The following is a 25679-nucleotide window of genomic DNA, read 5'->3' on the forward strand; positions in this document are numbered from 1 at the left end:
ATTCTGTAGCCGCAATCAGATGCGCACTACAGACTTCGATTGAGGACTAGGCAAACGCCTCAGACTTAGGCATATAATTTGCTTCCTGGTGGCGCTTCGGCGCCCTCGTTGTGGAAGCGCGTATGCGCCGGCGAATAAGGTCTTAAGCCCCCTCCATGAAACCATCGCTCGTCCTAAAAATGGGCCAGCAGCTGACGATGACACCGCAGCTGCAACAAGCCATCCGCTTACTCCAACTGTCCACGCTGGATCTTCAACAAGAGATTCAGGAGGCGCTGGAGTCCAATCCCATGCTCGAACGCCAGGAAGAAGGCGAGGACTTCGATAACAGCGATCCGCTGGCCGATGGCGCCGAAAGCGCGCCGCCCGCGCCGAACAACGAAGAGTCCTACCAAGACACCAGCTACCAGGAAACCTCGGCACCTACCGTCGACAACCTGGAAGACGGCGAATGGGGCGAACGCATTCCCAATGAGCTTCCCGTCGACACGGCGTGGGAAGACATCTACCAAACCAGCGCCAGCAGCCTGCCCTCCAACGACGATGACGAGTGGGATTTCACCACCCGCACCTCGGCTGGCGAAAGCTTGCAAAGCCATATGCTCTGGCAGCTCAACCTGGCGCCGATGTCCGACAAGGACCGCCTGATTGCCGTCACCCTGATCGACTGCATCAACGACCAGGGCTACCTGGAAGAAACCCTCGAAGAAGTGCTGGAGGCGTTCGATCCGGAACTGGATATCGAACTGGACGAAGTCGAAGCCGTGCTGCACCGCATCCAGCAATTCGAACCCTCCGGCATTGGCGCCCGCGACCTGCGCGAATGCCTGTTGCTGCAACTGCGTCAGTTGCCAACAAAAACCCCATGGCTGCCCGAAGCGCAGCGCTTGGCCGGCGATTACCTCGACCTGCTCGGCAACCGCGATTACAGCCAATTGATGCGCCGCATGAAGCTCAAGGAAGACGAGCTGCGTCAGGTCATCGAACTGATTCAAAGCCTTAACCCGCGCCCGGGTTCGCAAATTGAACCGAGCGAGCCGGAGTACGTGGTGCCCGACGTGATCGTGCGCAAGCACAACGATCGCTGGCTGGTGGAGCTGAATCAGGAAGCCATGCCCAAGCTGCGGGTCAATCCGCAATACGCCGGCTTCGTTCGCCGCGCCGACTCCAGCGCCGACAACACCTTTATGCGCAATCAGCTGCAAGAGGCGCGTTGGTTTATCAAAAGTCTGCAAAGCCGCAACGAAACACTGATGAAAGTGGCCAGCCAGATCGTCGAGCACCAGCGCGGCTTCCTCGACTACGGCGACGAAGCCATGAAACCGCTGGTTCTGCATGACATCGCCGAAGCAGTGGGCATGCACGAATCAACGATCTCGCGCGTGACGACGCAAAAATTCATGCACACCCCGCGTGGCATTTACGAGCTGAAGTACTTCTTCTCCAGCCACGTCAGCACCTCCGAAGGCGGCGAATGCTCGTCAACGGCGATACGCGCAATCATCAAAAAACTGGTTGCGGCGGAAAATGCGAAAAAGCCGTTGAGTGACAGCAAGATCGCTGGTTTACTGGAGGCACAGGGCATTCAGGTAGCCCGTCGCACAGTCGCCAAATACCGCGAATCCCTCGGGATAGCGCCTTCCAGTGAACGTAAGCGACTGATGTAAACGCCTGACCCGGTTCGCCTGCGAACCTCGCTCTGGCAAGACGGCTACACTGATCCAAGGCCAAAGTGTTCCGGCGACAAGCCCGTTAGCTTGTCTCTTACACACGGCAATAAGGAGAAAGCGGTATGCAAGTCAACATCAGTGGACATCAGCTGGATGTGACCGACGCCCTACGCGACTACATCGACGAGAAGCTCAGTCGATTGGAACGCCACTTCGACAAGATCACCAACGTGCAAGTGACCATGGAGGTCGAGAAGCTCAAGCAGAAAATCGAAGCGACTTTGCACATCGCCGGGGGCGAAGTGGTCGCCAACGCCGAACATGACGACATGTACGCAGCCATCGATCTACTCACCGACAAACTCGACCGCCAACTTATCAAACATAAGGAAAAGCAACTGGGTCGCCTGCAAGGCGCCACAGCTCGCTGACACCACCCCAACCCATGATTCGACTTGAAAATATCCTGACCCCCGGCCGCTCCCTCGTGGGCGTGCCGGGCGGCAGCAAAAAGCGCGTACTCGAACAAATCGCCAACCTGGTCGCCCGCGAATTGCCCGACCTCGACGGCCAAGACATTTTCGAAAGCCTGGTGGCGCGCGAGAAACTCGGCTCCACCGGTTTTGGCAATGGCATCGCCATTCCCCATTGCCGCCTGCCGGGCTGCACGGCTCCCATCAGCGCCCTGCTGCGTCTCGATTCCGCTGTCGATTTCGACGCCATTGACGGTGCGCCGGTCGACTTGCTGTTTGTGCTGCTGGTGCCCGAAGCGGCAACCGATGAGCACTTGGAATTGCTTCGCCAGATCGCCAGCATGCTTGATCGCAGCGAGGTTCGTGACCAATTGCGCCACGCCTCAACCAGCGAAAGTCTTTACCAGGTCGTCGTCGACGTACAAAACGGCCGCTAGACGAACAGGTGACTGTGCATGCGTTTGATCATCGTCAGTGGCCGGTCCGGTTCAGGTAAAAGCACAGCGCTCGACGTGCTTGAAGACAACGGTTTCTACTGCATCGATAACCTGCCCGCCGGGCTCTTGCCCGAATTGGCCGAACGCTCCCTGCTGCACACCGAACTGGTTCAACCGCTGGTGGCCGTATCCATCGATGCGCGCAACCTGCCCAGCCAGCTTAAACGCTTCCCCGAACTGCTTGCCGAAGTGCGTGCCCGCCACATTCAGTGCGATGTGCTGTACCTGGACGCCGACGACGAAACCCTGCTCAAGCGCTTCTCCGAAACTCGCCGCCGCCACCCATTGACCACCGACGAGCGCTCGCTGGCTGAAGCCATCCGCGATGAAAGCGTACTACTGAGCCCGATCACCGACCTGGCCGACCTCAAGGTCGACACCACGCACCTCAACCTCTACCAGCTTCGTGACACCCTCAAGCTGCGCCTGCTGAACAAGCCGGAGCCGGGCACTGCGTTTTTGGTCGAGTCGTTTGGCTTCAAGCGTGGTATGCCGGTCGATGCCGACTTGGTGTTCGACGTGCGCTGCCTGCCCAACCCGTACTGGAAGCCCGAACTGCGTGAGCATTCGGGCCTGGATTCGGTGGTGTCGGACTATTTGCAGGAACAACCGGACGTACAGGAAATGTACGACGACATTTACGCCTACCTGCACAAATGGCTGCCGCGCATTGCCGCCAGCAACCGCTCGTACGTCACCGTCGCCATCGGCTGCACAGGCGGTCATCATCGCTCGGTATACCTGGCGGACCGGCTGGGAAAAGAACTGAAGAAAACCCTGAAAAATATCCAGGTTCGTCACCGCGATCTCTAGAACCGCGGGACTCTATAGAAGGACTTAAGCAGCGATGCCTGCCTGTGAAATCACCATCATCAACAAGCTCGGCCTGCACGCACGCGCCGCGGCCAAATTCGTCGGCGTTGCGGGACGTTTCCCCTGCCAGATTCGCATTGGTCGCAGCCCGGAAAGCTGCGTAGACGGTAAGAGCATCATGGCCGTCATGATGTTGGCCGCCGGCAAAGGCACCGACATTCACCTGAGTACCGATGGCGAGCAAGGCGATGAAGCGCTGGCGGCCTTGGTGGAGCTAATCAACAACCGCTTCGACGAAGGCGAATAACGCCCCGCGCTTAAGCAAGCGCGGCGCACGACAGGCGTGCGCCGGCCGGCCTCAACTACCGGCCACCGTCATTTTCTCGATCAATACTGACCCGGTGCGCACGTTGCTGCGCAGCTCCAGATCGTTACCCACCGCGACGATTTGTTTGAACATGTCGCGCAGGTTGCCCGCAATGGTCACCTCCTGCACCGGGAACTGAATCTCCCCATTCTCCACCCAGTAGCCACCGGCACCGCGCGAATAATCGCCGGTCACCATGTTCAGCCCTTGGCCCATGAGTTCGGTGACCAACAAGCCGCGCCCCATGCGTTTGATCAGCGCTTGCTGATTTTCATCGCCATGGCTGACGAACAGGTTATGCACACCGCCCGAGTTGGCCGTGCTCGGCATGCCCAATTTGCGCCCTGAATACGTGCCGAGAATGTAGGAACGCAGCTCACCGTTTTCGACAAACGACTTGGCATAGGTCGCCAGCCCGTCCCCATCAAACGTGGCGCTGCCCAAGGCGCCGCGAATATGCGGACGCTCTTCAAGGCTCAGCCATTCCGGAAACAACACCTGCCCCAGACTGCCTTCCAGAAAGGACGACTTGCGGTACAGGTTGCCGCCGGATACCGCCGACAGAAAATGCCCGAACAGCCCGGTGGCCAGCTCGGCGGCAAACAGCACCGGCACTTCGCACGTCGGCACCGGACGCGCGCCCAAGCGGCTAACCGCGCGCTCGGCGGCACGACGGCCAATGCTGACCGCGTCAGCCAAATCTTCACCGCGACGGCTCACGTCATACCAATAATCACGCTGCATCAGGCCGTCGGCCTCGGCAATCATCACGCAGCTCAGGCTCTGCCGCGTGCTGGCGTAGCCGCCGACAAAGCCGTGGCTGTTGCCGTAGACGCGGCAGCCGCGGTGAGTGTTCAGGCTGGTGCCGTCGGCGTTTTTGATGCGGGCATCGGTGGCGAACGCCGCCGCTTCACATTCCAGGGCGCGCTCGATGGCTTGCTCGGGAGTGATGTCCCAGGGGTGGAACAGGTCGAGGTCCGGCAAGTCGCGCGCCATCAGCTCGGCGTCGGCCAGGCCGGCACAGTCGTCCTCAGAGGCATGTTTGGCGATGGCCAGTGCGGCCGCCACGGTTTCACGAATGGCCGCATCGCCGCTCGCCGAGGTGCTGGCCGAGCCTTTGCGTTGGCCGAGATACAAGGTGATGCCAAAGCCCTGGTCGCGGTTGAACTCGACGGTTTCCACCTCGCCCTGGCGCACCGAGGTCGACAACCCCTGCTCCACCGAAACCGCCACTTCGCAGGCGCTGGCGCCCTGGGCCTTGGCCTCGGCGATAATCCGCGCCACTTGCTCCTGCAATTGCGGCAGGGCCTGCGGCCCAACTACGTCTGCTGCACTCATAACCTACAACTCCAGTTCAGAGACCAGTCACCTGGCCAGGCCGGACAAGCGGCCTTCGACTCGTTATCATGGCGGCGTTTCCAACTGGATCGACCCCATGTCTGACTATTCCGACGACTTCTCCGAAGAGAAGAGCAAAAGCCAAGTCAAGCGCGAGCTGCACGCGCTGGTTGACCTTGGCGAGCGACTGACCACGCTCAAACCCGCCCTGATCGAGAAACTGCCACTGACCGACGCCCTGCGTCGCGCCCTGGCCGATGCGCCGAAACACACGGCTAACATCGCTCGTAAACGGCATATCCAATTCATCGGCAAGCTGATGCGTGATCAGAACGTCGATGAAATTCTGGTACTGCTGGACCAGCTCGATGCCTCGACCCGGCAGTACAACGAACGCTTCCACAACCTAGAACGCTGGCGTGATCGCTTGGCCACCGGCACCGACGATGTGCTCGAAGCCTTCGTCGCCGAATACCCGGACGCCGACCGCACCCATTTGCGTCAGCTGATCCGCCAGGCCCAACACGAAGCGGCACAAAACAAAGCCCCGGCCGCCACGCGCAAAATCTTCAAATACATCCGCGACCTGGACGAAACCAAACGCGGCTTGCGCTAAGCCCTACCCCGTTTTCTCGGGTGATGAACTTTTGTGGGAGAGGCTTCAGCCTCGATCTTTTGATCTTGAAAGCATCGAGGCTGAAGCCTCTCCCACAAGGATCTCGGTTTGCTTATGACCAGCCGTTGTTTATCCAACCGGCTACGCCCACCACCACAACCAAAAACACCATCACACCAAACCCACCCACCAGCCAGATATTGGCATTGCGTTTGGTAGCGTCGTAGCGGCCCCAGGTCAGTAGCAGCAGCAAACCGCGCCCCAACTGGTACGCCAGCAAATCGACAATAACGCTGAGAACTCCGTCGACCATCAGCTCCCAGTCCCGCCCACGGTAATCAAATCAATCTTCAACGTCGGCTGCCCCACACCGACCGGCACCGACTGCCCGTCTTTGCCGCAGGTGCCCACGCCGCTGTCCAGTTCCAGATCGTTGCCGACCATCGATACCTTGCTCATGGCTTCCGGGCCGTTGCCGATCAGCGTGGCGCCTTTGACCGGGGCGGTGATTTTGCCGTCTTCGATCAGGTAGGCCTCGCTGGTGGAGAACACGAACTTGCCGCTGGTGATGTCGACCTGGCCGCCGCCGAGGTTGGCGCAGTAGATGCCCTTCTTCACCGAGCGAATAATTTCTTCCGGGTCGCTTTCGCCGGCCAGCATGTAGGTGTTGGTCATGCGTGGCATCGGCAGGTGTGCGTAGGATTCGCGGCGGCCATTACCGGTGGCGGCCACGCCCATCAGGCGGGCGTTGAGTTTGTCTTGCATATAGCCCTTCAACACGCCGTTTTCGATCAGGGTGGTGCATTGGGTCGGTGTGCCTTCGTCGTCCATGCTCAACGAACCACGGCGGCCGAACAGGGTGCCGTCGTCAACGATGGTGCACAGGCTGGACGCCACTTTTTCACCGATGCGGCCGCTGTAGGCCGAGCTGCCTTTGCGGTTGAAGTCGCCTTCCAGGCCATGGCCAACCGCTTCGTGCAGCAGCACGCCAGACCAGCCCGCGCCCATCACCACTGGCATGGAGCCGGCCGGTGCGGGAATGGCTTCGAGGTTCACCAGTGCCTGGCGCAGCGCTTCGCGTGCATAGCCCATGGCGCGGTCTTCGGTGAGGAAGTACAGGTAGTCGGAGCGGCCACCACCGCCCTGCCCGCCGCGTTCGCGACGGCCGTTCTGTTCGACGATGACGCTGACGTTGAAGCGCACCAGCGGACGAATATCGGCGCCCAGGCTGCCATCGGCGGCAGCGACCAGAATGCGTTCCCACACGCCGGCAAGGCTGACGGTCACTTGTTTAATGCGCGGATCAAGCGCGCGCGTGGCAACGTCGACGCGTTTGAGCAGCTCGACCTTTTCCGCACGGGTCAGCACTTCCAGCGGGTTTTCCGGCGCATACAGACGCGCCACTTCGGGACTGACAAACGCCTGCACTCGACCATTCTGGCCAGCCCGAGCGATCGAACGGGCAGCGCGGGCCGCTTCGCTCAATGCGACGGGGGTGATGGCGTTGCTGTAGGCGAAGCCGGTTTTTTCGCCGGATTGGGCGCGCACGCCAACGCCTTGATCGAGGTTGAAACTGCCTTCTTTGACGATGCCGTCTTCCAGCACCCAGGTTTCCGAAACCTGACCGTGAAAGTACAGGTCAGCCGCATCGATTCCCGGCCCAGCCAGCTCGCCGAGCACGCCCGGCAACTGGTCAATGCTCAAACCGCCAGGGCCCAGCAGATGCTCGCTCACGGACAGCAACATGTCGCTCATTTAGTTACTCCATAGGCTCTGGTGAGCCTTCAGGTCGGCGCCTTCAGCGACGACACAGCAAAACGGCGGTGCGTGTGCACCGGCATACGTTGACGGATGTCTGCCTGCTCAACCGCATCGCGGTCGGCCAGCAGCACAGCCGCACCTTGGGCCTGCTCGGCAAGCACCCGACCCCAGGGGTCGATGATTGCCGCATGGCCGAATGTTTCGCGCCCCTTCGGGTGCAGACCGCCCTGTGCGGCGGCCAGGATGTAGCACTGCGTTTCTATCGCTCGCGCCCTGAGCAGCACCTGCCAATGTGCGGCGCCCGTCACGGCGGTGAACGCTGCGGGCGCGGTAATCAGCTCGGCACCCGCCTCACGCAAGGCGCCATACAACTCGGGGAAGCGCAGGTCGTAACAGACCGTCAGGCCCAAGCGTCCTACAGGCGTATCGGCGACCACCACATTGCCGCCAAACGCGTAGTCATCCGACTCGCGGTAACGACCACGGCTGTCAGCCACGTCCACATCGAACAGGTGCAGCTTGTCGTATCGCGCGACTTGCTCGCCGTGCGCATTGATCAATAACGAGCACGCGTGGGACTTGGCGTCTGGCTGATCCTGCGGCGGCAGAGGCATGGTGCCCGCCACTATCCATAACTTGAGGTCGCGGGCGGTCTGTTTCAACCACGGCAGTATCGGTCCGTCGCCAAGGGCTTCGGCGCGTCCCAGTGTGGCGAGGTCGCTGCGGCCCATGGCGGCAAAGTTTTCCGGCAGCACCGCCAGTTGCGCGCCCTGCTCGGCGGCTTGCTGCAACAGCAGGCGAGCTTGGGCGAGGTTGGCCAGCACGTCGTCCTGGCTGACCATTTGAATCACCGCGAGGGACATAGGCGCTCCCTTAAGGTTAGCGAGGTTTTTCGAAGGGCTTGTCGAAGGCAATTTTCGGATCTTGCCAAGAACCCTTCACGCTGTACTGCACGCTGGCGAAGCGGGCGACTTGTTTGCCCAGCAGCTTGTCGGCCACGAACAGCGCACCACCAATGGCCGGCGCACCGACAATCAGCGCGGCCAGCGGCAGGTTGTTGGTCAGCGGCAAGGTCACCAACAGTTTGGCATCCACCTGGTTGCTCGCCATGTCCAGCGTGCCATTCATTTCCAGGTTGCTCGACGGCCCAGTGAGGGTGATCGGCTCTTTGGTCACGTACACGCCGTTGGTGGCGACCAGCAGGCCTTTTACCCGGTCGTAGCTCAGGCCTTTGTCTAGCAGGTCGGAGAAATCCAGGCGCAGGCGGCGGCCGATGGAGTTGAAGTTAAGCAGACCAAACACTCGCAGCGCCGCCGTCGAGCCTTGGGCTTCGACGAACTGGCCTTTGCGCAGCGTGGGATCGAGCGTGCCGCTGAAGCGTTTGAGGCTGATCCATGCGGGCGATCCTGGCCAGCGGCCGTCGATGTCCATGTGGAAGTCCTGGCTGGTAGCAGTGGGCGCGAAGTTCCAGGCCAGCAGCACATCCGACAGGTTGCCGCCGCCAATGCGCCCTTTGAACCAACTGCTGGTCGAGCCCGGCGCGCCTTCCCAGCCCACGTCGCCTTCCAGCTGCAAGCCTTTAAGACCCATGTTGACGTCGCTGAACACCACGCCGTTGGCGTTCGGCCGTGCTTTCAACGACCACGCGCCGAGCAGCGCATCGCCTTGGTAAACCCGCTCGATGTTCAGGTTCAGTGCCGGAATTTGCCGGGGGTCGACGTCAGCCAACGCGTCCGGTTCTTCCACCTCGGGCGCGGCTGGGTCGGCGGGCTGCGGCGGTTGCGCCGCCGGGAAACGCAGGTGCTTGAGCTGTATATCGATAGGCGCACCGTCAGCGTCGGGCAAGCCCACCACGCCACTGACGCGGTCGCTGCTCAAGCCCACGTTCCAGCCGCTGGCGATACGGGTCATCTTGACGTTCAGGTTGTCGATGTCGGCGCCCAGGCCATGAAAGGCGCCGATGTGCAGGTCGGCACTGTTGAAGAATTGCTTGGCGCTGGCGGCCTGGTCGCCGGCGTAGCGCTTGGCGACGTCTTGCCAGGCGGTGGCGTCCAGTTCGCTGATGTCGCCGTTAACCTGCAAACCTTTGGCGTTGGGCACACGAGCCGGCTCGCTGCCCAGGCGCAACTCGGCGCGCCCGTCGCTGAAGCCGCTGGCCGGCGCACTGGCAGCGAGGCTGGCGAGGTTGGCGTACGTCAGCGCGTAGCCGCGCTCGGCACCCTGCAAACTCATGCGCCATTGGCTCGGGCGCTCATCCGTTGCGGCTTTGCCCAAGGGCGCCGGCAAATCAATGGCCACGCCTTTAAGCGTCGAGTTGACCTGCAACAAGCTGTTGTCGCCGTCCAACACCACCGCCAGCTGCAACGGCAATTCGCCGGAGACCGGCAGCGGCCGGGTGATGCCCGACCAATCGGTGAGGGTTTTCACCGGCACCTGCCCGGCCACTTCGATGCGGCTCGACGGTTTACCAACTGTTTTGCTCGCCACGGCCTTGCCGCGAACCGGCCGACCGAACACCTGAGCGCGAATGTCCGGTGCGCTCAGGCCGGTGGCCGTGTCGTAGCGGAAATCGCCTTTCACCTGACTCAGCGCCAGCTTCGGCGTTGCCATATTCAGCGTGGCGCCGTCGGCACTGAAGTCGACAATCGCGCGCGTGGTCGGACCCTGGCCCAGCGGAATATCGAGGTTGAGCTTGGCTTTCAGATCGCCTTCACCGCCCCAGCCTTCGAATATCGAGGCCGTGCCGATGGGCGCTTCCTGCAGAATTTTCAGCGCGTCGGTCATGCTGCTGGCGACATCACCCGTGACCAGCAAGCGCGACGGCTGACCCTTGGCAACGTGCGGTACGTCGACGTTCACATTGCTGACCGTGCTGTTGAGCATCTGTCCGCTGGGGGCGCGAACGCGAACGCCGCTGTCTTCGATCAGCACATCGCCGGTGACGTTTTGCAGCACGGGCCAGCCCGGTTGAAACGCCAGTTCGGTGTCATGCACCTTAAAGAACAGACTGATGCTGGTGGCTGTCGGGTCGGCGCCTTTGTTAAGCGAGCCCTGGTACTGGAAATAACCTTCATCAATGGCGCCACGGTGGATGGCCGTCGTCAGCCACTTGGCCAGATCCTGGCTGAAACTGGGCACCAGAGTCGGCAGGTATTTCTCGACGTATTGGGCGTTGCCTTCCTGCAGCCCGACGCGCAGGTCCATGTAGTCTTCGGTGTCGGGCGCCAGGGTCAGGCGAATCAGGAAGTCGCCGGCCAGCTTGCCTTCATCGCCGACCAGCTTCATGTACGGGGCAATCAGGGTGAAGGCGTCGGCATTCAGCGTCCACGTCAGGCGCGCGTTGGCTTTCTGGTAACGCCAGGGTTTGGGGAACAGGTGATCCAGGTGCAGGGCGAAATTCTCGGTGTCCATGCGCAGCTCGCCATGGCCGAGGTCGCCGCTGATGCTGCCCGTCACGTTTTCCGCTGCCGGCGCGCCGCCGTAAGCGCTAAAGGTGATTTGCTGAAGGTTGGCGGCAAACTCAACGCGCTGGTCGCGGTTGGGCGCCTCGGGCGTAATACTCAACTGCAGGTTGCGCAACGCACCTTGCGGCTTCAGGCCGTGCAGCACCTCGGCGGCTTTTGCCGGCAGCGGCGCCAGGGCTTCGATGGTGGGCGTCAACGGCGCCAGGTCGAGCCGGTCGGCGCTGACCTGCCAGCGCTGCGGGCGGTTTTCAGCGGCGCTTTGATAGACCAAACCCACTTGCACTTCGCCCCAGCGGGTTTCACCGAGTGTGGCGGCCAGTGAGTTGAGCAGCACGTTATAGCCCAGCTCGGTGCGGTTCATGTAGGCCATAACCGCCAAGTCATTGATCTGCACGGCCTTGCGTTCGGCATAGGCGGCGCGCAGCTCTGGGGCATTCAGGCGAGCCACGGCGCGTTGCACCGCACCGTCGGCCCAGGTCAGCCAGAACTCGCCGCCCGCCTGAAAGCGCTCCACCTGCCAGTCACGCGTTACGCCGGCCGGTAGCCAACGCGCCCAATCGCTCTGCGGCAAGCTCAAGTAAACCTGCGCCTGCGCCTCGCGCCAGGTTTTCGGCTTCACGCGGGCATCGATGCTCAGGCTCAGCGGCTGACCGTCAGGCAACGTAACGCGGCCATCGAGGCGCTGGCGGCTGGCGCCGGTGATCAGGTCGAGGTTGATGTAGGTAAAGGTCAGCGGCTTGCTGTCGTGCGGTTCCAGCGTGAGCTGGCTGTTGAAGAGGGAAAGCTGTTGCACCCGTTTGAGGTTGCGCAGCAGTTGTTCAGGGTCCAGCGGCGGATCGTTCTCTCGCTTGGGCAGCCCTTCCATCGTCCATTTGCCGTCGGCATCCTGCACGGCACTGAGTTGCAAGCCATCGACTTCCAGACTGCCGACGCGCACCTGCTGAGCCTGAACGCTGGCCCACAACGCGGGCACTACACGAACCTGATCCAGGCGCAGCGCGCTGGCGCCCTCGCCCACCTGCACGTCATGGGCCACCAGCAGCGGCGCCAAACCGCGCCAGCTGCCTTCCAGGCTGCCAATGGTGACCGGCAGGCCGACGGCTTCGCGCAGCCGGTCTTCGGCTTGCAGGCGGTAGTCGGCAACCATCGGCACCAGCATGCGGCCGATGCTCACATAGAGCGCTGCCACGATCAGGCCCGTGGCGCAGAGGTACAGGCCCCAGCGCGTCAGGGTGGCAATCAGGCGGGCGAGGCGCTGCATGATCAGGCGGCTTTCCTTTTATTGTTAGGCCGGGTCGACGCTGCCGGCCCGCGGCTAAACGCGGCGCCGGTTAAGGTCGCGAGAGGTGTCAGAGTAGAACCACGTCGTATTGTTCCTGCGAATACATGCTCTCGACCTGAAATTTAATGGTGCGGCCGATAAAGCTCTCGAGGTCGGCCACATTACCCGATTCCTCGTCCAACAGGCGGTCGACCACTTTCTGGTTGGCCAGCACGCGATAGCTTTCGGCCTGGTAGGCACGGGCCTCGCGCAGAATCTCGCGGAAGATTTCGTAGCAGATGGTTTCCGGGGTTTTCAGTTTGCCGCGCCCCTGACAGCTGACGCACGGCTCGCACAGAATCTGTTCGAGGCTTTCACGGGTGCGCTTGCGCGTCATCTGCACCAGGCCCAGTTCGGTGATGCCGATGATGTTGGTTTTCGCGTGGTCGCGTTCCAGCTGTTTCTCCAACGTGCGCAGTACCTGGCGCTGGTGCTCTTCGTCTTCCATGTCGATGAAGTCGATGATGATGATGCCGCCCAGGTTGCGCAGCCGCAGTTGGCGGGCAATGGCGGTGGCCGCTTCGAGGTTGGTTTTGAAGATGGTCTCTTCCAACGTGCGATGGCCGACAAAGGCGCCGGTGTTCACATCAATGGTGCTCATCGCCTCGGCTGGGTCGATGATCAAGTAGCCGCCGGACTTCAACGGCACTTTGCGCTCCAGCGCTTTCTGAATCTCGTCTTCAACGCCGTACAGGTCGAAGATCGGCCGCTCGCCGGGGTAATGCTCGATACGGTCGGCCACTTCGGGCATCAGCTCGTCAACGAACTGGGTAACTTTCTGGAAGGTTTCCCGCGAATCGACGCGCAATTTCTCGGTGCGCAAACTGACCAGGTCGCGCAGGGTGCGCAGCGCCAGGCTGAGATCTTCGTAAATCACCGAAGGCGTAGGCGCGGTTTTCATCTGCGTGGCGATCTGGCTCCAGAGGCGGCGCAGGTAGCGGATGTCCGCCACGATTTCATCGGCGCCCGCACCGTCGGCCGCGGTGCGCAAAATAAAACCGCCGGCCTCTTCAATGCCTTCGGCGGCGATGCAGTCGGCCACCACTTTCTTCAGGCGTTCGCGCTCCACTTCGTCTTCGATACGCAGCGAAATGCCGACATGGCTGGTGCGCGGCATGTACACCAGGTAGCGCGACGGAATCGACAGCTGCGTGGTCAGGCGCGCGCCTTTGCTGCCGATGGGGTCTTTGGTCACCTGCACGGTGAGGCTCTGCCCTTCGTGCACCAAGGCGCTGATGCTTTCCACGGCCGGACCTTCGCGGGTGGAAATTTCCGAGGCGTGAATAAACGCCGCGCGCTCCAGGCCGATGTCGACAAACGCCGCCTGCATACCCGGCAACACGCGCACCACTTTGCCTTTATAGATATTGCCGACGATGCCACGGCGCTGCGTGCGCTCGACATGCACTTCCTGCAACACACCGTTTTCCACCACCGCCACACGGGATTCCATGGGCGTGATGTTGATCAGAATTTCTTCACTCATGACGGCTCTCGCTCATGGCCTGCCAGCAGGGAATACCGAATTCGGCGAGTAAGGCGGCGGTTTCACACAGTGGCAGGCCGACCACGGCCGAATAGCTGCCACGCATGCCGCTGACAAACACGGCGGCCAGGCCTTGAATAGCGTAGCCGCCCGCTTTGTCCTGCGGCTCGCCGCTGGCCCAATAGGTGGTTGCTTCAGCGGTGGAAATGGAACGGAAACTGACGTCGCTGCTGACCAACCGCACTTCGCTGCGCTGGCCATTCGCCAGGGCGACGGCGGTCATCACTTGGTGTTCGCGGCCGGAGAGTAATTGCAACATGGCCAAGGCGTCGGCCTGGTCGGCAGGCTTGCCGAGAATGTGGCCATCGACGACGACCGCCGTGTCGGCGCCGAGCACGACGGCATCGGTGGCAGCGGACACCGTCGCCAAACCTGCAGCGGCCTTGGCCAGCGCCAGACGCTGCACATAGTGCTCGGCCGACTCGCCAGGCTGGACGCTTTCGTCGATGGGGGCAGCAAGAATGGAAAAGCCTACGCCGATCTGCGTCAGCAGTTCGCGCCGGCGTGGAGACCCGGAGGCCAGGTAAAGCGTGGCCATGCAGACCTCTCCCTGTCGAGCAGTAAAGAGGCAGGCCTAGGCCCTGCCCCGCTTAGTTGACGTTCAAACGCTGGTGCACACCGCGCAAGGCCACCGACACCCAAGGCCAGAGCAGCGCACTGACCAGCGCGGGCAGCACAAAAGCCAAGGTAGGCGGCCGGTTGCCGGTCAACGCATTGAGCCACAACTGCACCAGCTGGGCCAAGCCAAACACCACCAGCAGCACCAGGCTCTGTTGCCACATGGGGAACATGCGCAGGCGCTGATGCAGGTTGAGCACAAGGAAGGTCACGAGGGTGAGGATCAGCGCGTTCTGACCGAGCAATGTGCCGTACAACACGTCGACGCCCAGCCCGAGCAGCCAGGCGGTGGTCATGCCCACGCGGTGCGGCAGGGCCAGCACCCAGTAGGTGAGAATCAAGGCAGGCCACAGCGGACGACCCACTTCCATGAAGTCTGGCAACGGCGCCACGCTGAGCAGCAGCGCCAGACCGAGGCTGAACCAGATGACCCAACCATTACGTGGACGCAGACCAATCATCGACGCTCTCCCTGAGTGGCGGGCTTGGCCGGTGTGGCGGCAGGTTTGGCGGGCGTGGTCGCCGGTTTGGCAGGCGCCGTCGGCGCTGGGCTTGGAGCAGCTGCGCCAGCGGGTGCAGGCGTGGCAGCGGGCGCGGGTGACGGCGCTGGCGCGGAGCCGGCGCCTTCATTTTGCAGGGCCTCAGCGGCTTTCTGTTCAGCCTGGCGATCAACCTTTTCTTGCGCTTCGGCCGAATCCGTCGCGCGCTGTTCCGGGGTGCGGGTGTCGGTAAATACCAGCAGCACATAACGGCTGCGGTTGAGCGCGGCAGTGGGCACGGCGCGAACAATGGCGAAGGGCTGGCCGGAGTCGTGCACCACCTCTTTCACCACCGCCACTGGGTAACCCGCCGGAAAGCGCTGGCCCAGCCCGGAGCTGACGAGCAAATCGCCTTCTTTAATATCTGCCGTGTCGGCGACATGACGCAGTTCCAGGCGCTCCGGGTTACCGGTGCCACTGGCGATGGCGCGCAGGCCATTGCGGTTCACCTGCACGGGAATGCTGTGGGTGATGTCGGTGAGCAGCAGCACGCGCGAGGTGTACGGCATTACTTCAACCACCTGGCCCATCAGACCACGCGCGTCGAGCACCGGCTGGCCGAGGAACACGCCGTCTTTGCCGCCTTTGTCGATCAGGATGCGATGGGTGAAGGGGTTGGGGTCTACGCCGATCAGCTCGCCCACCAACACTTTTTCATCCACCAACGAGGAGGAATTGAGCAATTCGCGCAAACGCACGTTCTGCTCAGTGAGCGCCGCCAGCTTTTGCAGGCGACGCTGCATCAACAGCGCTTCAGCTTTGAGTTTTTCGTTCTCGCCGAGCAGCTCGCTACGGCTGGTGAACTGCGCGGTGGCGCCATCCCACATACGCACGGGGAAGTCGGCCAGCCAATAGAACGGCGTCAGCACCAGACCGAGCTGGCTGCGCATGGGCTTGAGGGATTCGAAACGGGCGTCGACCACCATCAGCGTGGCCGACAGCACAACCAGCACCAGCAGGCGCACACCCAATGACGGTCCTTTGGCAAAGAGCGGCTTAATGGCTGATTGCTCCGACGCTGAAGTGAATATTCATACGGTCCGCATCGCTGGCTGGTGGGCGTGGATTCTGAAGCGCGAAGTGTAACGGCAGTGACCGACTTAAATGCAATGAGCCCACCGGAGTGGGCCCAACAGCCATGCTTTTTTAATGTTCAGGGCTGGTGAAAACGTAGCGAGCGAAGGGTACGCGAGGCAAAAACAGATGAACAAGCGGAGTTGGCTGTAGCCAATGAGCATTGTGAAGCTGTTTTTAACGCGGCGTAACCGAGCGCAGTAGTTTTCTCAAGGCCTGGGACTCATTCGCTCGAGAGCAGGTCCATCGTGTGACGATCCATCATCTCCAAAGCTTTACCGCCACCGCGTGCTACGCACGTCAGCGGGTCTTCGGCAACGATCACCGGCAGGCCAGTTTCTTGGGCCAGCAGCTTGTCGAGGTCACGCAACAAGGCGCCACCACCGGTCAGCACCAGACCGCGCTCGGCGATGTCGGACGCCAGTTCCGGCGGCGATTGTTCGAGGGCGCTTTTCACCGCTTGCACGATGGTGGCCAGCGACTCTTGCAACGCTTCGAGCACTTCGTTGGAGTTCAGGGTGAAGCTGCGCGGTACGCCTTCAGCCAGGTTACGGCCACGTACATCCACTTCGCGCAATTCGCCGCCCGCGTAGGCGGTACCGATTTCCTGCTTGATGCGCTCAGCGGTGGATTCACCAATGAGGCTGCCGTAGTTACGGCGCACGTAGGTGATGATCGCTTCGTCGAAACGGTCGCCGCCCACACGCACGGATTCGGCATACACCACACCGTTGAGGGAGATCAGGGCGATTTCAGTGGTACCACCACCGATGTCCACCACCATGGAACCGCGCGCTTCTTCTACCGGCAGGCCGGCACCGATAGCAGCGGCCATGGGCTCTTCGATCAGGAACACTTCACGAGCACCGGCACCGAGGGCCGATTCGCGAATGGCGCGACGTTCAACTTGGGTGGATTTGCACGGAACGCAGATCAGCACGCGAGGGCTGGGCTGCAGGAAGCTGTTTTCGTGCACTTTATTAATGAAGTACTGCAGCATTTTTTCGCAGACGCTGAAGTCGGCGATCACGCCGTCTTTCATGGGGCGAATGGCTGCGATGTTGCCGGGGGTACGGCCGAGCATGCGCTTGGCCTCGGTTCCGACTGCCACGACACTCTTCTGGTTGCCGTGGGTACGGATGGCGACCACGGATGGCTCGTTCAGCACGATGCCGCGTTCGCGAACATAAATCAGGGTATTGGCAGTGCCCAGGTCGATCGAAAGATCACTGGAAAACATGCCACGCAGTTTCTTAAACATGGGATAGGGACCCTAGGCAACGCGTGGGTAAAAAAGTGCGGCAAACTCTAACAACGACGGGGATTTTGGGCAAGGCGCCAATATGTTAAATTGCCGCCTTTTCCCGGCATTAGCGCCCAGTTAGCGGCTTATGACCGCGCGCTGATCTTATCCGTTCCGTACGACATTCCCTACGGACTTCTACTCGCCTCTCGCAGGCCGTTCTATTTAATTGGAGAACACCCGATGGCGCTCGAACGCTCCGAGGTGGAGAAAATCGCTCATCTGGCCCGACTGGGTCTGAACGAAGCCGATATCCCTCGCACCACCGAAACACTGAATAACATTCTGGGCCTCATTGACCGCATGCAAGCGGTCGACACCACCGGCATCGAGCCGCTGGCCCACCCGCTGGAAGCAACCCAGCGCCTGCGTGAAGACACCGTCACCGAACAGAATCAGCGCGAGGCTTACCAAGCCATCGCCCCGGCCGTGCAAGACGGTCTGTATCTGGTTCCGAAAGTAATCGAGTGAGGGTTATCGAGTGAGTAAGGACGTGGACATGCACCAACTGACCCTGGCCGAGATTGCCCATGGCCTCGAAGCCAAGAAATTCTCCTCCGAAGAGCTGACCCGCAGTTTGCTGGCGCGTATCGCCGCACTGGACCCACAGCTCAACAGCTTTATTACCGTGACCCAAGACAGCGCGTTGCAGCAGGCCAAAGCCGCTGACGCCCGTCGTGCGGCCGGCGAAACCGGCGCTCTGCTTGGCGCGCCGCTGGCCCATAAAGATTTGTTCTGCACCCAGGGCATTCGCACCAGCTGCGGCTCGAAAATGCTCGACAACTTCACTGCCCCGTACGATGCCACCGTGGTCGCCAAGCTCGCCGCCGCCGGCGCCGTGAGCCTGGGCAAAACCAACATGGACGAATTCGCCATGGGCTCGGCCAACGAGTCGAGCCATTACGGCGCGGTGAAAAACCCGTGGAATCTTGAGCACGTACCGGGCGGCTCGTCCGGTGGTTCGGCGGCGGCCGTCGCTGCGCGCTTGCTGCCTGCCGCGACAGGCACTGACACCGGCGGCTCGATCCGCCAGCCCGCCGCACTGACCAACCTCACCGGTCTCAAGCCCACCTACGGCCGTGTTTCGCGCTGGGGCATGATTGCCTACGCGTCGAGCCTCGACCAAGGCGGCCCATTGGCCCGCACCGCCGAAGACTGCGCCCTGCTGCTGCAAGGCATGGCCGGTTTCGATGCGAAAGACTCCACAAGCGTCGACGAGCCCGTGCCGGATTATTCCGCCACCCTCAACGACTCACTGAAAGGCCTGCGCATCGGTCTGCCCAAGGAATACTTTGGCGAAGGCCTGGATCCGCGCATTGCCGAGCTGATTCACGCCAGCGTCAAACAGCTGGAAGCACTCGGTGCCGTGGTTAAGGAAATCAGCCTGCCAAACATGCAGCACGCGATTCCGGCGTACTACGTCATCGCCCCGGCGGAGGCTTCCTCCAACCTCTCGCGTTTTGACGGCGTGCGGTTCGGCTACCGCTGCGAAGATCCCAAAGACCTCACCGACCTCTACAAGCGCTCGCGCGCCGAAGGCTTCGGGGCCGAAGTGCAGCGGCGCATCATGGTCGGCGCGTACGCGTTGTCCGCCGGGTACTACGACGCCTATTACCTGCAAGCGCAGAAAATTCGTCGCCTGATCAAGAACGACTTTATGGCCGCGTTTCAGGATGTGGACGTGATCCTCGGCCCGACCACGCCCAACCCGGCGTGGAAAATTGGCGCGAAGAACAACGACCCGGTCGCCGCCTACCTCGAAGACGTCTACACCATCACCGCCAACCTTGCGGGCTTGCCGGGCATTTCCATGCCAGCGGGTTTCGTTGAGGGCTTGCCGGTTGGCGTACAACTGCTCGCGCCCTACTTCCAGGAAGGTCGCCTGCTCAACGTCGCTCACCAGTATCAGCTCAACACTGACTGGCACACGCGCACACCGACAGGCTTCTGAGGAGAAACACCATGCAATGGGAAGTTGTTATCGGGCTGGAGATTCACACCCAGCTCGCCACCCAATCGAAGATTTTTTCCGGCAGCGCCACCACCTTTGGTCAAGCGCCGAACACCCAGGCCAGCCTGATCGACCTGGGCATGCCCGGCGTGCTGCCGGTGCTCAACGAAGAAGCCGTGCGCATGGCCGTGAAATTCGGTCTGGCAATTGATGCCGAGATCGGCCAACACAACGTGTTCGCGCGCAAAAACTACTTCTACCCGGACCTGCCCAAGGGCTACCAGATCAGCCAGATGGAACTGCCCATCGTCGGCAAAGGCCACCTGGATATCACCCTGGAAGACGGCACCGTCAAACGCGTCGGCATCACCCGCGCGCACTTAGAAGAAGACGCCGGCAAAAGCCTGCACGAAGACTTCAGCGGCATGAGCGGCATCGATCTCAACCGCGCTGGCACGCCGCTGCTGGAAATCGTTTCCGAGCCGGACATGCGCAGCGCCAAAGAGGCAGTAGCGTATGTGAAAGCCATTCACGCCCTGGTGCGTTACTTGGGCATTTGCGACGGCAACATGGCCGAAGGCTCGCTGCGCTGCGACTGCAACGTGTCGGTACGCCCCAAGGGCCAGGCCGAATTCGGCACGCGCTGCGAGATCAAGAACGTCAACTCGTTCCGCTTTATCGAGAAGGCGATCAACACCGAAGTGCAGCGCCAGATCGAGCTGATCGAAGACGGCGGCAAGGTCATTCAGCAAACCCGCCTGTACGACCCGAACAAAGACGAAACCCGCGCCATGCGCAGCAAGGAAGAAGCCAACGACTACCGTTACTTCCCCGACCCTGACCTGCTGCCGGTAATTATCGACAACGCCTTCCTCGACACCACCCGCGCCACCCTGCCGGAGTTGCCGCCGCAAAAACGCGAGCGCTTCCAGGCGCAGTTCGGTTTGTCGGCCTACGACGCCAGCGTGCTGGCTTCCAGCCGCGAGCAAGCCGATTACTTCGAGCACGTGGTCAGCATCAGCGGCGACGCCAAGTTGGCGGCCAACTGGGTGATGGTGGAGCTGGGCAGCCTGCTCAACAAACAAGGCGTGGAAATCGACGCCTCGCCGGTGAGCGCCGAACAACTGGGCGGCATGCTGCTGCGCATCAAAGACAACACCATCTCCGGCAAGATCGCCAAGATGGTTTTTGAAGCCATGGCCAATGGCGAAGGCAGCGCAGATCAAATCATCGAAGCCAAGGGTCTCAAGCAAGTCACCGACAGCGGCGCCATTTCCGCCGTGCTCGATGAAATGCTGGCGGCCAACGCCGAGCAGGTTGAACAGTACCGCGCCGCCGATGAAGCCAAGCGCGGCAAGATGTTCGGCTTCTTTGTGGGCCAGGCGATGAAGGCCTCCAAAGGCAAAGCCAACCCGCAGCAGGTTAATGAACTGTTGAAGCAGAAGCTGGAAGGTTAAAACCGTACGCCGATCAGCTCCCCTCTCCGTCTGCGAGAGAGGGGTGAGGGTGCTTTAACGGCCCCTCACCCTAGCCCTCTCCCACACGTGGGAGAGGGGACTGATCGCGCAAGCCTTACTCCCGGAGACACAGGTATGTGGCGCGTTCTAGTAGCAGGAAGCTTTCTCGCGCTGTTGAGCGCCTGTACCACTCCCTACTTTCGCGGCAGCACCAGCGACAACACGCCGGCCTACAACGGTCATTACGATGAACGCGGCGAGGCGTCGTATTACGGTGCCAAGCACCATGGCAAAAAGACCGCCAGCGGCGAGCGCTTCGACCAGGCGCAAATGACCGCTGCCCACCGCACCCTGCCCTTCGGCACGCAAGTTCGAGTGACCAATCTGGACAACAACAAATCCGTGATTCTGCGCGTTAACGACCGTGGCCCTTACAGCCGCAAGCGGTTGATCGATGTGTCGCGCGCGGCCGCCGAACAACTGGGCATGGTGCGCAGCGGCGTAGCGACGGTACGCGTGCAGAGTCTCGACTGATCTCTTGAGGAAACGCTATGAGCGAACAGCCTAAAAACGGCGAGCAGATGCGCCGTCAGGTGATGGGCGATGCCTTTGTCGACCGCGCCTTGAACAACGCCACCGACTTCACCCAGCCGCTGCAAGACTTCGTCAACGAGCACGCCTGGGGTTCGGTCTGGAGCCGTGAAGGCTTGCCGCTAAAAACCCGCAGCCTGATCACCCTCGCCGCCCTTACCGCCCTGAAATGTCCGCAAGAGCTGAAGGGCCACGTGCGCGGCGCGCTGAACAATGGCTGCACGGTCGAAGAAATTCGCGAAGCGCTGCTGCACTGCGCCGTATACGCCGGCGTGCCGGCCACCATCGACGCCTTCCGCGCCGCGCAGGAAGTTATCGAAAGCTACGAACCGGCCACGCCAAAATCGTAGGTTGGGCGAAGCCCAACACCACTAAGCCTCGACCAGCCCCTGCTCTTCCAGGCGCAACTGCCGCCCATGGAATTGCTTGAGGCTGCCCCGATGGCCAATGCTGATCAGGCTGCTGCCCGGCAGTTTCTCGGTCAGCAGGCGATACACCGCCGTCTCATTGGCCTCGTCCATGGCCGACGTGGCTTCATCGAGGAACAACCAGCGCGGCTGCACCAGCAGCGCACGGGCAATGGCCACGCGCTGTTGCTCGCCCGGCGAAAGCACCCGCTCCCAGTGATCTTCCTCGTCCAGCCGGCTGGCCAGATGGGCCAGGTTGCACGTCTGCAGCACTTCGTTCAGGCGCTCGGTGGAATAGGTGTCGTCTGCCTGCGGATAACTCAGCGCAGCGCGCAGACTGCCGATGGGCAGATACGGTTTTTGCGGCAGGAACAGACTGCTGTCCGGCACGTTCAGCGCGCCGTTGCCGAACGGCCATAGCCCACTCAGCGCGCGCAGCAAGGTGCTTTTGCCACTGCCCGAGGCGCCACTGATCAGCACATGCTCGCCCGGCGCGATATTCAATGAAGTCGGCTTCAGCAATATGCGGCCATCGGCGAGGCTCAGTTGCACCTGATTCAGGCTCAACTGCTCAGCGTTGCGCGTACGGGTAATCGCCGGATTGGCGTCCAGATGCTCGCCCTCGGCCAGCGCCTGACGGAAGCTCAGAATCCGGTCGCAGGTGGCGCGCCACGCCGCGAGGCTGGCGTAGGCGTCGATAAACCAGCTCATGCTTTCCTGCACGTTGCTGAACGCCGAGTTGATTTGCATAAGATCGCCGAGCTGAATCTTGCCGGCGAAATAACGCGGCGCAGCGACGATCATGGGAAAGATAATGGCGATCTGGCCGTAGCCCGAACTGAAGAATGTCAGACGCTTCTGCACCTTCATCAGCTCCCAAAAGTTGCTCCACACTTTGGTGAAACGCCCCATCAGCCGCTGCTGTTCGTTTTGCTCGCCGTTGTACAGCGCGATGCTCTCGGCGTTTTCACGAATACGCACCAAGCCAAAACGCAGATCGGCTTCGTAGCGCTGCTGGTTGTTGTTAAGCACGATCAAGCGCCGCGCCACCAAATGCACCAGCCAGCTGCCGACCAGCGCATACAGCAGCGCCGCCCAGAACATATAGCCCGGCACGTCGATGCCGAAGATTTCCATGCTGCCGGACACGCCCCACAGGATCACCGAGAACGACACCAGACTGACCACGTTGCGAATCAGCCCCAGGCCAAGGCTCAGCGTGCTGTCGGTAAAGCTGTTGAGGTCTTCGGCCAGACGTTGGTCCGGGTTATCGGTGTAGCCGGCTTGCTCAAGGCGGTAGTAGTTCTTGTGCGCCAACCAGGCGGCAAAGTGTTTTTCCGTGAGCCAGCGACGCCAGCGGATGGTCAGCATTTGCGTGAGGTAGAGCTTGTACACCGCGATCAGAATCGCCACCGCGGCGATGCCGCAGAAGTACAGAATCAGCCGGGTAAACGCTTCAAGGTCTTTGTTTTGCAGGGCGTTGTAAAAGTCGCGGTACCAGCTGTTGAACCACACCGAAATCGCCACGCCCACCAGCGACATGGCGATCACCGCAATCAACAACAACCAGGCCATGCCTTTTTCTTCGCTGCGCCAGTAGGCGCTGGCCAGGTGCCAGACACGGGAGAAAAAGTGGCTGGGCAGCGCATCATTGACCGCTGAATATTCGGCGTTCTTACTCATGGATGGCACTCAAGACGGGGATGAAAAAAAAGCGCCTAACCAGGCGCTTTACTGCATGTGGGGGCGCTGATTAAGACAGTTTCCAGCCCCCTTGGATAGCCTGTCTCGCGGCCAGTTCAGCGACGTACCGGACGCTTCTGCAATTTGCGCTGCAACGTCCGACGGTGCATGCCCAACGCGCGCGCAGTGGCGGAGATATTGCCGTCGTGTTCGCCCAATACGCGCTGGATGTGTTCCCACTGCAGGCGGTCCACCGACATCGGGTTTTCCGGCACCAGCGTCGACAAGTCCGCATGTTCGGACACCAGCGCCGTCAGCACATCATCGGCGTCGGCGGGTTTGCACAGGTAATTGCAGGCGCCGCGTTTGATCGCTTCCACGGCGGTGGCGATGCTGGAATAACCGGTGAGAATCACCACGCGCATTTCGGTGTCCAGCGCGAGCAATTTGGGCAGCAGCACCAGCCCGGAGTCGCCTTCCATTTTCAGGTCGAGCACGGCGTAGTCGGGAATATCCTGCTCGGCCAGGGCCAGGCCGGCTTCGGCGGAGCCGGCAATCGACACGCGCAAGCCTCGGCGGCTCATGGCGCGGGCCATTACGCGGGTGAAGGTTTCGTCGTCATCGACCAGCAGCAGATGCGGTTGTTCTTCGCCTTCGATGGGGGTTTCTTCGCTCATTGGCTTCTCCGGTTCAGCTTGGCTGACGAGGCAGGCGCAGCTCGGTAAGCGTGCCGCCGTCTTCATGATTGTAGAGTTTCACCGAACCGCCAGCCCGCGTAACGCTGGCCTGGCTCAGGAACAGACCCAGGCCAAAGCCTTTGCCTTTGGTGGTGATAAAAGGTTTGCCGAGTTGCTCGGCAATGGCCAGCGGCACGCCGGCGCCGTGGTCGCGAATGCTGATGCACATTTCCAGCACGTTCCAATCCACGCGAATGTCGAGCTTGTCGGCGCACGCGTCGGCGGCGTTGTTCAGCAGGTTGAGCAGGGCTTGGGTGAGGTCTGGCGGCGGCGCCAGACGCGGCACGGCGCCGATGCCGAGAATCTGATAACGGTAGGTGGCTTCGGGCCGCATCAGGTGCCAGCGGTTAAGCGTGGTTTCCAGCCAACTGGCCACCGACTGCTCTTCCACGGTCAGGCGGCGGTCGGCCTCGGCGGCGCGTACCAGTTGCTGCAAGGTGTCTTTGCACAGGCTCACCTGCTCTTGCAGCACGGCCAGGTCTTCTTGCAGCAGCGGATCGGGATGCTCGCGGCGCAGCTCTTTGATCAACACACTCATGGTCGCCAGCGGCGTGCCCAGCTCGTGCGCGGCGCCGGCTGCTTGCGTGGCCACCGCGAGCAGTTGTTGGTCGCGCATGCTTTCTTCACGGCGCTCGGCCTGCAACTGCACCTGACGCCGCACCGCCCCGGCCATTTTCACCACGAAGAAGGTAATAAACGCCGCCGACAGCGCGAAGTTCAGCCACATGCCAAACAGGTGCAGGCTGATCAACATGGCCTCGTGCTGCACGCCATGCAGGTGCAGCGGGTGATACCAAATCAGCAACGCGGTGTAGCCGCTCAATGCCAGGCCGCTGAGCACCATGGAATACAGCCACGGCAAGGTGGCGGCGGCGATGGTCAGCGGCACCAGGTAATAGGAAACGAAGGGGTTGGTCGAGCCGCCGGAGTAGTACAGCAACACGCTGTGAATCAGCAGGTCGCAGGCCAGTTGCCCGGCATATTCCAACTCAGTCACCGGCCATGGGCCGCGCAAGCGCAGGGCGGTCAGGCAACACAGCACGGCTGAACAGACGAGGGTCAAACACAGCGGCAGCCACGGCAGTGGCAAGAGGTCGAGCAGGTAGGCGACGCCCACCGAGGTGGCCTGCGCGGCCAGCACCAGCACGCGGATCAGGCTCAAGCGCCAAAGATTCTGGCGGCTGGCGGAAAGCAACAACACGGGGGCGAGCATGAGCGCTCCTGATGAGAGCCACAAACGACGGGCGAGTATAACCAGCAGTGCGACAAACCGCGCCAAGTGCGGCAACCCGTCGCAACGCCATTCAATACAGCCCCCGTAGGAGCCAGCTTGCTGGCGAACCCTGCAAACGTGATTTCCAGCGTTGCACGCAGAATTCGCGACAGAGGTCGCTCCTGCGCGAGCGGCACCGTGACGGAACCCGCCCCTGCCGCTACAGTCTGAACCGCGTAA

Annotated in this window: 24 protein-coding genes; 11 read left to right on the plus strand and 13 right to left on the minus strand. The window is 61.6% G+C overall.

What is annotated here, in order from left to right; genetic code table 11:
- The first annotated feature begins 155 nt into the window (after positions 1 to 155).
- The 5 genes from ACZZZU_RS09920 (at position 156) to ACZZZU_RS09940 (ending at position 3760) form a co-directional block, all read left to right on the plus strand.
- On the plus strand, positions 156 to 1667 hold the full coding sequence (locus ACZZZU_RS09920) for an RNA polymerase factor sigma-54 (RefSeq protein ID WP_463550480.1): 1512 nt from the start codon (positions 156 to 158) through the stop codon (positions 1665 to 1667).
- Positions 1668 to 1792: 125 nt separating this feature from the next.
- A complete protein-coding gene (hpf, locus tag ACZZZU_RS09925; protein WP_108096173.1) occupies positions 1793 to 2101 on the plus strand; it encodes a ribosome hibernation-promoting factor, HPF/YfiA family in 309 nt (102 codons plus the stop codon).
- 14 nt (positions 2102 to 2115) lie between these two features.
- Positions 2116 to 2580, plus strand: coding sequence for a PTS IIA-like nitrogen regulatory protein PtsN (gene ptsN / locus ACZZZU_RS09930; protein ID WP_122494352.1), 465 nt, complete (start codon positions 2116 to 2118; stop codon positions 2578 to 2580).
- 18 nt (positions 2581 to 2598) lie between these two features.
- Positions 2599 to 3453, plus strand: a complete 855-nt coding sequence (gene rapZ, locus ACZZZU_RS09935) for an RNase adapter RapZ (protein ID WP_122494354.1) — start codon at positions 2599 to 2601, stop codon at positions 3451 to 3453.
- 34 nt (positions 3454 to 3487) lie between these two features.
- On the plus strand, positions 3488 to 3760 hold the full coding sequence (locus ACZZZU_RS09940) for an HPr family phosphocarrier protein (RefSeq protein WP_122494356.1): 273 nt from the start codon (positions 3488 to 3490) through the stop codon (positions 3758 to 3760).
- 51 nt (positions 3761 to 3811) lie between these two features.
- Here ACZZZU_RS09940 and pmbA read toward each other — a convergent pair whose 3' ends face one another.
- Positions 3812 to 5158 (minus strand): metalloprotease PmbA, encoded by a 1347-nt coding sequence (gene pmbA / locus ACZZZU_RS09945; protein WP_463539989.1) that lies wholly within the window; start codon positions 5156 to 5158, stop codon positions 3812 to 3814.
- Positions 5159 to 5255: 97 nt separating this feature from the next.
- Here pmbA and yjgA point away from each other — a divergent pair, with 97 nt between their 5' ends.
- Positions 5256 to 5774, plus strand: coding sequence for a ribosome biogenesis factor YjgA (yjgA, locus tag ACZZZU_RS09950; protein ID WP_463539990.1), 519 nt, complete (start codon positions 5256 to 5258; stop codon positions 5772 to 5774).
- Between the two features lie 112 nt (positions 5775 to 5886).
- Here the strand turns inward: yjgA and ACZZZU_RS09955 are convergent, their stop codons facing one another.
- The 9 genes from ACZZZU_RS09955 to mreB form a co-directional block, all read right to left on the minus strand.
- Positions 5887 to 6087 (minus strand): hypothetical protein, encoded by a 201-nt coding sequence (locus tag ACZZZU_RS09955; RefSeq protein ID WP_463550481.1) that lies wholly within the window; start codon positions 6085 to 6087, stop codon positions 5887 to 5889.
- On the minus strand, positions 6087 to 7529 hold the full coding sequence (gene tldD, locus ACZZZU_RS09960) for a metalloprotease TldD (protein WP_463550482.1): 1443 nt from the start codon (positions 7527 to 7529) through the stop codon (positions 6087 to 6089). Before tldD ends, ACZZZU_RS09955 begins: the two co-directional genes overlap by 1 nt.
- A gap of 29 nt (positions 7530 to 7558) precedes the next feature.
- The gene (locus ACZZZU_RS09965; RefSeq protein WP_122494366.1) at positions 7559 to 8398 is read right to left on the minus strand and encodes a carbon-nitrogen hydrolase family protein; all 840 of its coding nucleotides are present in this window, start codon (positions 8396 to 8398) and stop codon (positions 7559 to 7561) included.
- Between the two features lie 16 nt (positions 8399 to 8414).
- The gene (locus tag ACZZZU_RS09970; protein WP_463550483.1) at positions 8415 to 12260 is read right to left on the minus strand and encodes a YhdP family protein; all 3846 of its coding nucleotides are present in this window, start codon (positions 12258 to 12260) and stop codon (positions 8415 to 8417) included.
- Positions 12261 to 12348: 88 nt separating this feature from the next.
- Positions 12349 to 13806, minus strand: coding sequence for a ribonuclease G (gene rng / locus ACZZZU_RS09975; protein ID WP_463383728.1), 1458 nt, complete (start codon positions 13804 to 13806; stop codon positions 12349 to 12351).
- A complete protein-coding gene (locus ACZZZU_RS09980; protein ID WP_463383729.1) occupies positions 13799 to 14404 on the minus strand; it encodes a Maf family protein in 606 nt (201 codons plus the stop codon). Before ACZZZU_RS09980 ends, rng begins: the two co-directional genes overlap by 8 nt.
- Before the next feature lie 52 nt (positions 14405 to 14456).
- Complete coding sequence (gene mreD, locus ACZZZU_RS09985) at positions 14457 to 14945, minus strand: rod shape-determining protein MreD (protein ID WP_122494374.1); 489 nt, start codon at positions 14943 to 14945, stop codon at positions 14457 to 14459.
- Entirely contained in the window at positions 14942 to 15976 is a 1035-nt protein-coding gene (gene mreC / locus ACZZZU_RS09990; protein ID WP_463384750.1) for a rod shape-determining protein MreC, read from the minus strand. Before mreC ends, mreD begins: the two co-directional genes overlap by 4 nt.
- Before the next feature lie 344 nt (positions 15977 to 16320).
- The gene (gene mreB, locus ACZZZU_RS09995) at positions 16321 to 17358 is read right to left on the minus strand and encodes a rod shape-determining protein MreB (protein ID WP_108096189.1); all 1038 of its coding nucleotides are present in this window, start codon (positions 17356 to 17358) and stop codon (positions 16321 to 16323) included.
- Between the two features lie 225 nt (positions 17359 to 17583).
- On the opposite strand from mreB, the gene gatC reads away from it, so the two are divergent.
- From gatC to ACZZZU_RS10020, 5 genes are all read left to right on the plus strand, one after another.
- A complete protein-coding gene (gene gatC / locus ACZZZU_RS10000) occupies positions 17584 to 17871 on the plus strand; it encodes an Asp-tRNA(Asn)/Glu-tRNA(Gln) amidotransferase subunit GatC (RefSeq protein ID WP_122452389.1) in 288 nt (95 codons plus the stop codon).
- Between the two features lie 28 nt (positions 17872 to 17899).
- A complete protein-coding gene (gatA, locus tag ACZZZU_RS10005) occupies positions 17900 to 19351 on the plus strand; it encodes an Asp-tRNA(Asn)/Glu-tRNA(Gln) amidotransferase subunit GatA (RefSeq protein ID WP_463550484.1) in 1452 nt (483 codons plus the stop codon).
- Between the two features lie 11 nt (positions 19352 to 19362).
- The gene (gene gatB, locus ACZZZU_RS10010) at positions 19363 to 20808 is read left to right on the plus strand and encodes an Asp-tRNA(Asn)/Glu-tRNA(Gln) amidotransferase subunit GatB (RefSeq protein ID WP_122494381.1); all 1446 of its coding nucleotides are present in this window, start codon (positions 19363 to 19365) and stop codon (positions 20806 to 20808) included.
- A gap of 135 nt (positions 20809 to 20943) precedes the next feature.
- A complete protein-coding gene (locus tag ACZZZU_RS10015; protein WP_463383732.1) occupies positions 20944 to 21342 on the plus strand; it encodes a septal ring lytic transglycosylase RlpA family protein in 399 nt (132 codons plus the stop codon).
- A gap of 17 nt (positions 21343 to 21359) precedes the next feature.
- Positions 21360 to 21749, plus strand: coding sequence for a carboxymuconolactone decarboxylase family protein (locus ACZZZU_RS10020; protein WP_463383733.1), 390 nt, complete (start codon positions 21360 to 21362; stop codon positions 21747 to 21749).
- A 21-nt stretch (positions 21750 to 21770) separates the two neighbouring features.
- Here ACZZZU_RS10020 and ACZZZU_RS10025 read toward each other — a convergent pair whose 3' ends face one another.
- From ACZZZU_RS10025 to ACZZZU_RS10035, 3 genes are all read right to left on the minus strand, one after another.
- Positions 21771 to 23489, minus strand: coding sequence for an ABC transporter ATP-binding protein/permease (locus tag ACZZZU_RS10025; protein ID WP_463550485.1), 1719 nt, complete (start codon positions 23487 to 23489; stop codon positions 21771 to 21773).
- A gap of 116 nt (positions 23490 to 23605) precedes the next feature.
- Entirely contained in the window at positions 23606 to 24166 is a 561-nt protein-coding gene (locus ACZZZU_RS10030) for a response regulator transcription factor (RefSeq protein WP_122494389.1), read from the minus strand.
- 13 nt (positions 24167 to 24179) lie between these two features.
- A complete protein-coding gene (locus ACZZZU_RS10035) occupies positions 24180 to 25439 on the minus strand; it encodes an ATP-binding protein (RefSeq protein WP_122494391.1) in 1260 nt (419 codons plus the stop codon).
- Between the last annotated feature and the right edge of the window lie 240 nt (positions 25440 to 25679).

It is taken from the genome of Pseudomonas sp. AC136, from assembly GCF_979258585.1.